The following is a 12,102-nucleotide window of genomic DNA, read 5'->3' as shown; positions in this document are numbered from 1 at the left end:
GCAAAGATCGCGTCACAAAAGTGTGTACAAGAGATTGGATTGACCTGATCAGTTAATTTTCCGGATTGGTATGAGTCTTATTATTCGTCTCAGAGTTTGTAGAGGCGCTTTACGTTGATCACGAGCTCTGATATTCCGACACTTATTATTAAGCTCTGCTCTCTCTAGCAGCGCTTGATTACGTAAGTTTATACTTGTGGCTATTGGTTCGTTGATTAACTTTTCCTGAGCGTCTTGAGAGCTCTATCTCCTACTAATTTGAACTGGCTGATAAAGATGCCTCGTTTCTAATAACAAGGTTTTGTTCGTCGGTAACTCTTGCTATCTCCCTCTACTTAATAGATTAATCTACAGGCAGTTACGTGAACTCCCCGGTTATAACGGTTTATAGTTGGAACGTTGATGGCTATTTAATTGTTAATTCAACGTGACTTTAAGTGGGCATCTGTCTGCGGGTAAATATCTTTAAGCGCCTACTCTCAAGCTGATCTCCATTTGTTCTTGAACTTCAAGGTATCACTTTTCTCTATGACTCCTCTCGAACCTCTTATAAGGACTTGTTTATAAGAATGGTAAAACTACGTACAGACACAACTAAAGTCGTTCTCCGTGTGTTTGAGAAGCCCAGTTGAGCAATTTCATGGTTAGTTGGTATTGGGCAGGTAAGTGTTTGATGAGCTTGGTTTATAGCTATTGTAGAAGTTATCTAGGGTTAAATAGCAGATACAAAAAAGCCGATGCTAGACATCGGCTTAGTTTGAGTCGCTTAGAGTTAAGCGGGTTGAACTAGAGCGAGCGCTTTACGAGAAACCTCGTGAGCTGCTTTCGTTAAGTTTTGCTTCTCTAGTGCGTCAGATAGGTATCCGTAATCTGAAACATTTGAGCGAAGTGCTAGGGCTTTTTCGAAGTGGCTTTGTGCTTCCGCCCACTTCTGCTCTCTTAAGTAGAACTGAGCCAGCGCGCTGTGTGCTTCGGCATTACCACTGTCTTTACTAATTGCACGTTCTAGCATGACCACTACTGGGTGGTGATCGGATAAGTTCAGCTCTGGAAGCAACATGTAGAGTTCATTTGACCCACTCTTTGCAATGTTCTCTTTGATCACAGTGAAGGCTTCTGAGTCAGCTTTGCGAGCGATAAGTTGCTTCACAAAGCAGGATACAAGGTGCGAACTTTGTTTCTGTTTTCTTGAAAGCTTGTTCCAATGGCTGATTAAACCTTCGCTACCTTGCTGTTGTGCCACATCATGAAGTAGCCCACATTGTGCTTTCTGTTCTAATTCACGTTGCTCATCAGCTGTTAGAAGTTTGTTCTTAACTAATTTAGGAGTTAACTCTAGCAATGGCTGCCATAACTTCAGTTGCAAGTAAGTGGCTTTTAACAGGCCAAGTACAGCAGTGTTATTAGGGTATGTGCCTTTTAGGGTCGAAAGTGTATCGAATGCAGCTTCGTAGTTTGACTCGCTGATTTGCTGTTTAGCTTTAGTTAGCTCAACCGCTAGTAGAGAGTCGTCCTGTTGGCTAGCAAGCTCGATGTACTTATCTCGCTCACTTGTATTACCTTGTTCGTGTGCCGCTTGAGAAGCGACTAAATAACAAAGTAGAGGCATGTCGTGATGGTTAGCCCAACGAGTTACTTTCTTCTCAGCGCCTTTCCAGTCACCTTCAAGTAGCTTGATAATGCCTTCATTGGTATAACGACGAGAACGTTTCAGCTTACGAACACTGAACCAGTTCCAAGTTGTCGAGCTTGCGTACATAAGCTTTTTAAATAGGTACTCTAAGCCGAATAGAGCCGCTAGAAGAGCAATGACAAAGATAACCAGTGTTGTCACGCTCATCTCAATAGTCTTATTCGCAATTGAGATCAGAACGTAGCCTTGTTGACCAGAGAACTGAGTACCAACAATTAACCCAGCACCTAGAACGAGAAAAAGAAAAATCCAACGAATCATTATTTTTCCTCCGTGGTCATAACGGTGACTTCACGACGTAGGCGCTCACGTATCACATCTGACAACTCATTTTGAGATTCAAGCTTTACAGGGTATTTCACAGAGATGTTCTGTTCACTTAGCTGTTTAATCGCTTTCTCAAATTCAATCACTGAGTTGTTATCTTGGTTTAGATAAGCTTTCGACCACTCGCTAGCGGTATTAAGAGCTGCGCTATAGAGTTCACCTTGTTCTTTGTAGACGGCGCGAATCGCGGTTTCTAATTTACCTTTGATGTTTTCACGCAGGTAGAAGTGTTGTTCAGGAGAGAGTAGAGGGATAACTTCGCCATCACGACTACGGAAGGTAATGAAGTTTTCTGAGAAGTCTTTCATCGACGTCATCAGGTTGTTCTGCCAATCATTAATATCTTGCGATACCGCTTTTTTCTCAACAACCGCAGCTTCCGGAAGAATCGCATTGGCAAGCGGCAGTGTATCGACTTGCTGTTGCAAGCTTGTGATACGCAGAACTAAGCCGTCACGGTCGATCAGAGGAATAGTGCGAAGCTTGGTAATGTCATTGGTCATTGATTGACGCAGTGACACTAAGCTCGGGTCATTCAGTGCGGCGATACGTTGATCGGCGCTTTCCATTAGTTTGGTTGCACTAACGGCATCATGCTCGAGGAACAGTTTACGTCCTGCTAGTTTCACAAGGTAATCAGCTTCAGCAAGCAACCAGTCATTCGGGCGGCGACCTTTCACGTCAGCCACTGCTAACTGCAGGCTTTGAATGCTCTTCTGCTGTTGAGATTGCACGACCTGAGTTTTCTCCACCGCGTGTGAGGCTTCTTGGATAGTCTCTTGCTTGATGGTTTGTAGGTCTTTATTTACCGCAGATTGGGTATTTTGAAGTTGTGCTTGAAGAGCGGCTATTTGAGCCGAGTATTCAGCGCTCTTTTGCTGCATTTGAAATGCGATACCGCCACTGAAGATAATTGAAATAGCGATCGCAATAGCGCCTAGTTTGACACCGCGCTTACCTTGCTTTTCTGCTTTCTCTATTTGCTCTTTATGCTCAGCTTGAGGCTGCTCATTTTTAGCGGTATTTGAAGCAGAGGCATCAAGCTTCTGTTCAGGTTGTTTTGTCTCTGTAGAGTCAGCTTTTTCGTTTTCAACAACTACTGGCTGAGTATCTTGTTTCTTTTCAGGTTCAATATGCTCATTATTTTTTTTGCTTGTCATGCTTATTTCCTGTTTCTAGCTAGGGCCGGAGAGCAGCCAGTAATATTTGGTTCGTAGCACTGTGAGTATTGGTCACATTCGAGAAGCCGAGTTGTTGTGCTCGTTCTACAATGCGCTGGCTTGGGACAAATAGATGTCTTGTTGAAAGCCAAGCCAAATACTCATCAGGGGTAATTGAGCAGAGATACTCCAATTGTTCCTGACTAGTGATGACAACTTTGGACGTTTTTTTGTTTATCCATGTTTGATAGGTATTGTGGTCGCTAATAGGAATATATTCTCTACGGTAGGTCTCACAATAAGAGACTTGTGCACCTCGATTGAGTAGAGAATCCCTAATGAGCTCACGCCCACCATTGCCACGTAGTATCAAAATGGACTTATTTTCTACGCCATTAAGTTCAGTAAGTTTAAGAAGATGTTCACTATCACTAACTTGAGGATAGTTTACTTTTTGTTTACAGACTTTGCTTAAAACGTGCGCAGTTTTTTGACCAACGCCAAGATAAAGCGGCGAAGTAGGCCAAATGGATGAGGTTTTTGAAAGGATGCTTTGGGCAGCCGCCACGGCGTGGTGACTGACTGCAATAATGATATCGCTGTTATTAAGCTGGGTGCTTAAATCCGCAGAGTTGGGATTATCCACGATACGAATCAGCGGATGATGGATTGCTTGAACCCCTTCATCCGCTAGTTGTTGGCAAAGCGATTGTCCCTCTGAACCGGGACGAGTCACCAACACTGTCATGATTATTCTTGGTCAACGTAGAGCTTGGTTAAGATTTCTCTCGCGCCATCATCCAGCAATTGATTTGCCAGAGTCACGCCAAGTGCTTCTGCATCTTTGCGAGGGCCAGAGATCTCACCACGAACCATCTTAGAACCGTCCGGTTCACCAACTAATGCACGTAGCCAGATGTTTTCGCCATCTAATAATGAGTAGCTGCCGATAGGAACCTGACAGCCACCTTCTAGGGTAAGGTTCATTGCACGTTCGCACAGTACACGATCAGCCGTGTCTTTATGATTCAGTGGTTCAAGGAGTTTAATCAGACGCTCGTCATCAAGGCGACACTCAATACCAACAGCGCCTTGGCCAACAGCAGGGAGAGACTGCTCTGGTTCGATGAAGCTACGAATACGCTCTTCTAGCTCTAGACGTTTAAGACCTGCAGCAGCCAGTACGATCGCATCGTATTGACCATCATCGAGTTTACCTAGACGAGTACCAACGTTGCCGCGCAGCTCTTTGATGATCAGATCTGGGCGGTATTCTAACAGTTGGCATTGGCGACGCAGACTGCACGTACCCACGACAGCACCTTGTGGGAGTTCGTCGATGTTGTTGTAAGTGTTTGATACGAAAGCGTCACGCGGATCTTCGCGCTCACAAATTGTTACCAGACCTAGACCTTCAGGGAAGTCGACAGGTACATCTTTCATTGAGTGAACCGCTAGGTCAGCACGACCTTCTAGCATGGCTACTTCAAGTTCTTTAACGAACAGTCCTTTACCACCCACTTTAGCAAGCGGAGTGTCTAGGATGATGTCACCTTTGGTCACCATAGTTACCAACTCAACCTCTAAACCAGGGTGAGCAGCTTGCAGTGCATCCCTTACAAAGTATGCCTGCCAAAGGGCAAGAGGGCTTTTTCTGGTCGCGATACGGATTGGTGCTGAATTTGTCATGGTGTTTCCGATATAGGTTCTGTAATAGCCTAATCCTACCATTATGAGGCGAGAATTCTTACTGTTTGATCATTCCATACTTTGATAGCTGAGAGATTTTCATGAGTTCACCAAAATAGTGTGATTAGTATCTCATTTGAAACATGGGCTATTATTAGAAATAGTCAATAAAGAGGACACTACGGCGCCGTGAGTTTAACTTTCTGTCATCAAGGAATTGACCAGTATGACGGGTTCCTTTGCTTTACCATTAAGGGTAAAAGTGTTAAATTGATCACGTTTTGTTGCTCCTTTCGTTCAGTAACTAAACAGAACTGCACTTAACCTCAAACCAAGGACTTACCTTGCAGGCTTACACTCAAACTTTGATTCAACGATTAGACAATCTAAATCAGCAGCGCATTGATCGTGCGTTGGCGTTGATGAATGTGCAAGGCCAGCGAGTATTCAACCTTATTCCCGCACTGCTTCACTTCAATCACCCGATGATGCCTGGTTATTATGACCAACAAGTTCCTTTTGGAATTCGTAGCTTCACGCTTAATGAATTCCAAAAGCAATTTGTCTCTGATACCGAATTAACGCTGGGTGGCAAACTCACCGAGACGGATGAACCAGCAATCCTTGGCTTGTACACCATGGGTAGTACTTCTTCTATTGGTCAAAGCACTTCAAGTGATCTTGATATCTGGGTGTGTGTTTCCCCGGATATGGATGGCGCCTCTCGCGATAGCCTAACCAACAAGTGTCTCTTGATTACCGATTGGGCTGAAACCTTGGGAGTAGAAGCGAACTTCTTCTTGATGGATGAAGAGCGTTTCCGTTCGAACCATTCAGAAGAGATGACCGGCGATAACTGTGGTTCTTCACAGCACTTATTATTGCTTGATGAGTTTTATCGCTCTGCGGTTCGTTTGGCTGGTCAGCGTTTGTTGTGGCAAATCATTCCGCCAGAAATGGAAGAGTGTTACGACGAGTATGTTCAAGGTTTGTGTCAGGATGGCTATCTTGATTGCTCGCAGTGGATCGATTTCGGCAAGCTGAATCGCATTCCCGCTGAAGAGTACTTTGGTTCAAACCTGTGGCAGCTCTATAAGAGTATCGACTCACCGTATAAATCGGTTTTGAAGGCGATCCTGTTAGAAGCCTATTCATGGGAATACCCAAACACCCAACTGCTGAGTATTGATACCAAGCGTCGCTTCTTCGCGGATGAACCGGATCTGTATGGCATGGATAGTTACTATCTGATGCTTGAGAAGGTAACGCGCTACCTAGAGCGTATTAACGACCATACTCGATTGGACTTGGTAAGACGCTGTTTTTATCTTAAGACCCACGAGAAGCTGTCACGAGATGCGGGCATTGGTTCTGTTGCGTGGCGTCGTGAAGCCTTGACTGAGATGACTAAGTCTTGGAATTGGGGACATGAAACCATTGCTGAGCTCGATAACCGCCGTAACTGGAAGGTTGAGCAGGTTAAAGTGGTGCACCATGCACTGCTTGATGCCTTGATGCTGAGCTACCGTAATCTGATTCAATTTGCGCGTCGTAACGACATCACTTCGGCAATCAGCCCACAAGATATCAGTATCTTGGCACGTAAGCTTTACGCTGCGTTTGAGGTATTGCCAGGTAAAGTGACACTGCTGAACCCACAAATCTCTCCGGATCTGCATGAACCCGACTTGAGCTTCATCGAAGTTCGTCAGGGTCAGTCGAATAAAGCAGGTTGGTACTTGTATAAGCAGCCACTGGTTGCACACCGCATTCTTGGTCAGCCTTCTCTAGAGCACCATGAGTACTTGAGTAAGTTGGTAGCATGGTCGTTTTTTAATGGCTTGATTACCGAGTCGACACGTTTGCACTCTGTGGTACGTGACGCTCACATCGATATCGATAAGTTCTATCAAATGGTGAGCGACCTGCGTAATACGTTTTCTTTGCGTAAGCGTCGCCCAAGTATGCAAGCACTGGCGAGCCCGTGTGAGATAAGCCAGCTAGCGATGTTCATCAACTTTGAAAATGACCCGACGTCTGAATTAAGTGGTCGTGCATTAAAAGTGGACCTCAAGAACGCCGATATCTTCAGCTTTGGTGAGGAAGGTAAGAGCTTAGTCGGCAGTGTCGACTTAGTTTATCGTAACTCTTGGCATGAAGTACGTACGCTGCATTTCCAAGGTGATACGGCAATGCTGGATGCGCTGAAGACGGTACTTGGCAAAATGCACCAAGATGCTTTACCGCCAGAATCGGTTGATGTGTTCTGTTACAGCAAAAACCTGCGTGGTGTGATGCGTAACATGGTGTATCAACTGCTTGCTGAGTGTATCGATTTACGATTGAAACCGATTGAACCCGAGAAGCGCCGCCGCTTTAAGGCTATTCGTTTAGCTAATAAGATGTTTGGTCTGTTCTTCGAACGTCGTGGTGTGTCGGTACAGATGTTGGAAAACTCGGTCGATTTCTACCGTAGCATCTCAACCAATAAGCTCAAAGGCTCACCTTTACTGATGCTCGATAAAGAGCAAGAGTATCAGCTACCAGAAGTGGTGGATGGTTTTGCGAGTGAGGGCTTGATTCAGTTCTTTTTCGAAGATACCGACAAAGGCTTCAATATTTATGTATTGGACGAGTCGAACCAAGTTGAGGTCTACCACCAGTACAGCGGTGAAAAAGATGAGATGATCGCGAGCGTGAATTCTTTCTACACATCGGTAAAAGATGAGTCGAAGATGTCGTCTAAGTTGATTAACTTTAACCTACCTCAGTACTACCAAATCGTTCATCCTGAAGAAGGCAATTCTTACGTTGTGCCTTATCGTAACGATGCAACTTTAGCTTCTCGGAGCTCAAAGATAGTCAACATCTAGTCTTACTAAGCCCGATTGATATTGAAAAAGGAGTGATTGATTCACTCCTTTTTAGTTTTGCTTACAAATGATTAGACCCAATCGATCGCTTCACCTGCGTGCTTCACGCATTCTTCTTTAACCATCTCAAACAGCTCCATGCCCGTCTTTGAACATGTCCACTTGTCGTCAACTAGCTTGAAGTGAAAGCCACCAGATTTAGACGCTAACCAGATTTCTTTCATTGGTTCTTGGCGGTTAATGATGATTTGGCTGCGGTTCTCAAACTCCAGCGTCATCACGTTACCAGTCACTTCGTAATCAATATCTGCCTCTGATTCATCGATAGCTTCTTCGATGTTTTGCATCTGTATATCGACCAGCTGATGAAATTCAGTCTCGTTCATCCTTTCTATCCTATTGCTTTTCCTGAGTGTGGTGCGATTATAGGGGGCATTGAGTTAATAATCACGATATGCAAAATGAAAAAATTAATTGCTGCTCTATTTATGATGTCCGTTATTGGACTTTCTGGTTGTGGTCAAACGGGTCCTTTGTACGATCCTGATGAAGTTCAGCAAACCGAACAATCACAATAAGTGAAAACACGCAGAAATCGTTATTTATAAGGGATAAGAACTTTGGATTACTTCAACTATCAGGAAGATGGCCAGCTTTGGGCTGAGGACGTCGCACTTTCACAACTAGCAGAGCAATATGGTACACCGCTGTATGTATATTCTCGTGCAACATTAGAACGCCACTGGAATGCGTTTGATTCATCGGTTGGTGAGCATCCGCACTTGGTGTGTTATGCCGTTAAAGCTAACTCAAACCTTGGCGTGTTGAATACTTTGGCTCGTTTGGGCTCTGGCTTCGATATCGTTTCTGGCGGTGAGCTAGAGCGTGTGGTTGCTGCCGGTGGCGATCCAGCAAAAGTTGTATTCTCTGGTGTCGGTAAAACAGCCGCTGAAATGAAGCGTGCGCTTGAGTTGAACATTAAGTGTTTCAACGTAGAGTCTGAACCAGAACTAGAGCGACTGAATAAAGTAGCTGGTGAGCTTGGTGTTAAAGCGCCGATTTCACTGCGTATCAACCCAGACGTTGATGCGAACACTCACCCTTATATCTCTACTGGTCTGCGTGATAACAAGTTTGGTATCGCTTTCGACCGTGCTCCTGCTGTCTATGAGTTTGCAAAAACACTCGATAACTTGTCTATCCATGGTATTGATTGCCACATTGGTTCTCAGTTAACGGATATCGAACCTTTCATCGATGCAACCGATCGCCTGCTTGCGCTGATCGACCAGCTACGTGCTAACGGTATCAACATCAAACACCTTGATGTCGGTGGCGGTTTGGGTGTGGTTTATCGTGATGAATTACCACCACAGCCTTCTGACTACGCGAAAGCCTTATTGGCTCGCCTAGACAATCATTCTGATCTAGAGCTGATTTTCGAGCCTGGAAGAGCGATTGCTGCTAACGCTGGTGTATTATTAACGAAAGTCGAGTTCCTCAAGCCAACAGAGCACAAGAACTTTGCCATCATCGATGCAGCAATGAACGACCTAATGCGCCCAGCACTTTATCAAGCTTGGCAGGATATTGTTCCTGTTAGCCCTCGTCAGGGTGAAGCTGTGACTTACGATTTGGTTGGCCCAATCTGTGAGACAGGCGATTTCCTAGGTAAAGATCGTGACCTTGTTCTTGAAGAAGGTGATCTGCTAGCAGTTCGTTCAGCGGGTGCTTATGGCTTCGCGATGTCATCTAACTACAACACTCGTTCGCGTGCGGCTGAAGTGATGGTGGATGGCGATAAAACTCACTTGGTTCGTCAGCGTGAAGAGCTTACGAGTCTGTGGGAACTTGAAAACATTCTTCCGGAGTAATTTTAAGCGTTATGCACTTCCACTTTTCTAAAATGCATGGTTTGGGCAATGATTTCATGGTCGTGGACTGCATTACTCAAAATATTTTCTTTTCTCCAGATTTGATCCGTCGTTTGGCGGATCGTCACACTGGTGTGGGCTTTGATCAGCTACTTGTGGTTGAGGCTCCCTATGATCCAGAAACTGATTTCCATTACCGCATATTCAATGCGGATGGCAGTGAAGTGGAGCAGTGTGGCAATGGTGCACGTTGTTTTGCACGATTCGTTCGCATGAAAGGCTTAACGAATAAGTACAGCATCAACGTGAGTACCAAGAAAGGTAAAATGGTTCTCAAGATTGAAGAGAATGACCTGATCACGGTGAACATGGGCATTCCTGAGTTCGAACCCGGCAAGATTCCATTCAAGGCCAAGCAGCCAGAGAAGACGTATATCCTAAGAACGGATGTACACACCTTATTCTGTGGTGCGGTAAGCATGGGTAACCCACATGTGGTTACCGTGGTTGATGACGTCGACACGGCTGATGTGGACACCTTAGGCCCACTACTTGAATCACATGAACGTTTCCCTGAGCGTGTTAATGCTGGCTTTATGCAGGTCGTTAACCGTGAAGAAGTTCGTCTACGTGTTTACGAACGCGGCGCGGGTGAAACTCAGGCATGTGGCAGCGGAGCGTGTGGCGCAGTTGCAGTGGGTATCACTCAAGGCTTACTGGCTGAGAATGTGAAGGTTCGTCTACCAGGCGGTGACTTACACATTAGCTGGCAAGGCCCGGGTAAACCTCTGTTTATGACCGGCCCTGCAACGCATGTGTTTGATGGTCAACTTTCTTGCTAATAACGACCCAAAACAAATATATTCATAAAAATAAAGGATAGGTTTTGTCTTACGTTGAAGCCGGCGCACTCACCGCAGAAGTGGTCGCGGAATATTTACGTGATAACCCAGATTTTTTCCAAGACCGAAAAGATTTGGTTGATCGCCTTGCTATCAATAACGTTGAGCAGGGCGCTGTTTCTCTGGTTGAGGTTCAGCTTAAACGCCAACGTCATCGAATCGAAGAGCTTGAAGAAGAGATCACTGGCTTGATGTCGTTGGCAGCAAATAACGATAAAACCTTCTATGAGTTTATGGATCTGCAAGCGCAAGTGCTGAAATGCAGTGACTTCATGCAGGTGATAAAAGCCGTTGAACAAAAAGCGTTAGATCTTGGGCTTAAGGCTCATGTTCGTATTCTTTCGCAATCTGGCTTTTATCAGTTGAGTGCTGAGGGTTACTCTAAGTTTTCGCTTAACCATTTCAATGGCAAAGATGCTTATCTTGGACGCTTGAGAAAAGCCGACAGACACGATTTGTTTGGTGATTATCCAGTTCCAGAGCTAGGCTCTTATGTAGTACTACCGCTTGCTAAGCAGTCTCCATTGGGTTTGCTCGCCTTTTCTAGTGAAGATGGCGGACATTTCCAACCCCATATGGATACGCTCTTTTTACGCCATTTAGCACTTGTTGTCGCTCATTTGGCGGACACCTTACCTTGGCAGATAAATAATGAGCCTAGAGCCCAAAATACCTCTTCCTAACAGCCTTCAAAAGCCACTTTCTCGCTTCTATGAATATCTCCGAAGCGAGAAGGGACTCAGCCTACACACCCAACGTAATTACAAACAACAACTTGAAACCATGGCCGGTCATTTAGTCACTCTAGGGCTAAAGGATTGGGGTCAAGTCGATGCGGCGTGGGTCAGACAACTGGCCAGTAAAGGCATGCGTGAGGGAATGAAAGCGAGCAGCATTGCAACGCGCTTATCGTCACTGCGCAGCTTCTTTGATTTCCTTGTGTTGCGTGGCGAAATGACCGCCAATCCAGCCAAAGGTGTCTCTGCACCTCGCAAACAACGCCCTTTGCCTAAAAACCTCGATGTTGATGAAGTGGGTCAACTGCTTGATGTGAATGAGGACGATCCATTGTCGATTCGTGATCGAGCGATGATGGAGGTGATGTATGGTGCTGGATTACGACTGGCAGAACTGGTCGGCATCAATCTGAAAGATGTGTTGGGTCGACAAGGCGAAATCCGAGTGATTGGTAAAGGCGACAAAGAACGCAAAGCGCCTTTTTCTGGTTTAGCTAAAGAGTGGGTCGATAAATGGCTCAAAGTTCGTGGTGAATTGGCTTCACCGGGTGAAACCGCGCTGTTTGTCTCTAAGCTCGGGACTCGTATCTCTCATCGCAGTGTGCAAAAGCGCATGGAAGAGTGGGGTAAGAAGCAATCCGTCGCGAGTCATATTAGCCCGCATAAACTGCGTCACTCCTTTGCAACTCACGTGCTTGAATCGAGCCAGAATCTTCGTGCTGTCCAAGAGTTGTTGGGGCATGAAAACATCTCGACAACCCAAATTTATACTCACTTGGACTTCCAACACTTAGCTCAAGCGTACGATGAGGCTCACCCTCGAGCGCGTAAGAAGAATAAAGATTAG

11 protein-coding genes are annotated in these 12,102 nt (G+C 45.3%); 6 read left to right on the top strand and 5 right to left on the bottom strand.

Annotated elements, in window-relative coordinates; all coding sequences use genetic code 11:
- Window positions 1-772: 772 nt before the first annotated feature.
- The 4 genes from AB4585_RS20145 to hemC are packed head-to-tail and all read right to left on the bottom strand — an operon-like array spanning window position 773 to window position 4,869.
- Window positions 773-1,954: a heme biosynthesis protein HemY gene (locus AB4585_RS20145; RefSeq protein WP_017061005.1), complete on the bottom strand. Its 1,182-nt coding sequence runs from the start codon at window positions 1,952-1,954 to the stop codon at window positions 773-775.
- Window positions 1,954-3,180 carry a uroporphyrinogen-III C-methyltransferase gene (locus AB4585_RS20140; RefSeq protein ID WP_017061006.1) on the bottom strand — a complete coding sequence of 409 codons (1,227 nt, stop codon included), beginning with the start codon at window positions 3,178-3,180 and terminating at the stop codon, window positions 1,954-1,956. The genes AB4585_RS20145 and AB4585_RS20140 overlap by 1 nt, the downstream gene beginning before the upstream one ends.
- 19 nt (window positions 3,181-3,199) lie before the next feature.
- Window positions 3,200-3,928, bottom strand: a complete 729-nt coding sequence (locus AB4585_RS20135; protein WP_017061007.1) for a uroporphyrinogen-III synthase — start codon at window positions 3,926-3,928, stop codon at window positions 3,200-3,202.
- A 2-nt stretch (window positions 3,929-3,930) separates the two neighbouring features.
- Window positions 3,931-4,869, bottom strand: coding sequence for a hydroxymethylbilane synthase (gene hemC / locus AB4585_RS20130; protein WP_017061008.1), 939 nt, complete (start codon window positions 4,867-4,869; stop codon window positions 3,931-3,933).
- A 344-nt stretch (window positions 4,870-5,213) separates the two neighbouring features.
- Between hemC and AB4585_RS20125 the strand changes: the two genes are divergently transcribed.
- Complete coding sequence (locus AB4585_RS20125) at window positions 5,214-7,742, top strand: class I adenylate cyclase (RefSeq protein WP_017066755.1); 2,529 nt, start codon at window positions 5,214-5,216, stop codon at window positions 7,740-7,742.
- Between the two features lie 71 nt (window positions 7,743-7,813).
- Here the strand turns inward: AB4585_RS20125 and cyaY are convergent, their stop codons facing one another.
- Complete coding sequence (gene cyaY / locus AB4585_RS20120) at window positions 7,814-8,128, bottom strand: iron donor protein CyaY (RefSeq protein WP_017061010.1); 315 nt, start codon at window positions 8,126-8,128, stop codon at window positions 7,814-7,816.
- Window positions 8,129-8,203: 75 nt separating this feature from the next.
- Between cyaY and lptM the strand changes: the two genes are divergently transcribed.
- From lptM to xerC, 5 genes are read left to right on the top strand one after another with little or no spacing between them, the layout of a single operon-like run.
- Entirely contained in the window at window positions 8,204-8,320 is a 117-nt protein-coding gene (gene lptM / locus AB4585_RS29780; RefSeq protein WP_017063757.1) for an LPS translocon maturation chaperone LptM, read from the top strand.
- A gap of 42 nt (window positions 8,321-8,362) precedes the next feature.
- Window positions 8,363-9,616: a diaminopimelate decarboxylase gene (lysA, locus tag AB4585_RS20110; protein WP_017061012.1), complete on the top strand. Its 1,254-nt coding sequence runs from the start codon at window positions 8,363-8,365 to the stop codon at window positions 9,614-9,616.
- An 11-nt stretch (window positions 9,617-9,627) separates the two neighbouring features.
- Window positions 9,628-10,458 carry a diaminopimelate epimerase gene (gene dapF / locus AB4585_RS20105; RefSeq protein ID WP_017061013.1) on the top strand — a complete coding sequence of 277 codons (831 nt, stop codon included), beginning with the start codon at window positions 9,628-9,630 and terminating at the stop codon, window positions 10,456-10,458.
- 44 nt (window positions 10,459-10,502) lie between these two features.
- A complete protein-coding gene (locus AB4585_RS20100) occupies window positions 10,503-11,201 on the top strand; it encodes a DUF484 family protein (protein ID WP_372170716.1) in 699 nt (232 codons plus the stop codon).
- Window positions 11,170-12,102 carry a tyrosine recombinase XerC gene (gene xerC / locus AB4585_RS20095; RefSeq protein ID WP_136974431.1) on the top strand — a complete coding sequence of 311 codons (933 nt, stop codon included), beginning with the start codon at window positions 11,170-11,172 and terminating at the stop codon, window positions 12,100-12,102. Before AB4585_RS20100 ends, xerC begins: the two co-directional genes overlap by 32 nt.

Origin of the sequence: Vibrio sp. 10N.222.49.C9 (assembly GCF_041474985.1) — a bacterium.
In the GTDB taxonomy this organism is placed as follows: domain Bacteria; phylum Pseudomonadota; class Gammaproteobacteria; order Enterobacterales; family Vibrionaceae; genus Vibrio; species Vibrio crassostreae_C.
The sequence above is the reverse complement of the archived record's forward strand: the minus strand, read 5'-3'. Positions and strand labels throughout refer to the sequence as shown.

What these genes read in the sequence shown, in the direction of transcription:
- dapF (WP_017061013.1), top strand. Translation starts at nt 9,628, where the DNA reads ATGCACTTCCACTTTTCTAAAATGCATGGTTTGGGCAATGATTTCATG.
- AB4585_RS20135 (WP_017061007.1), bottom strand. Translation starts at nt 3,928, where the DNA reads ATGACAGTGTTGGTGACTCGTCCCGGTTCAGAGGGACAATCGCTTTGC.
- lptM (WP_017063757.1), top strand. Translation starts at nt 8,204, where the DNA reads ATGAAAAAATTAATTGCTGCTCTATTTATGATGTCCGTTATTGGACTT.
- hemC (WP_017061008.1), bottom strand. Translation starts at nt 4,869, where the DNA reads ATGACAAATTCAGCACCAATCCGTATCGCGACCAGAAAAAGCCCTCTT.
- xerC (WP_136974431.1), top strand. Translation starts at nt 11,170, where the DNA reads ATGAGCCTAGAGCCCAAAATACCTCTTCCTAACAGCCTTCAAAAGCCA.
- AB4585_RS20145 (WP_017061005.1), bottom strand. Translation starts at nt 1,954, where the DNA reads ATGATTCGTTGGATTTTTCTTTTTCTCGTTCTAGGTGCTGGGTTAATT.
- cyaY (WP_017061010.1), bottom strand. Translation starts at nt 8,128, where the DNA reads ATGAACGAGACTGAATTTCATCAGCTGGTCGATATACAGATGCAAAAC.
- AB4585_RS20140 (WP_017061006.1), bottom strand. Translation starts at nt 3,180, where the DNA reads ATGACAAGCAAAAAAAATAATGAGCATATTGAACCTGAAAAGAAACAA.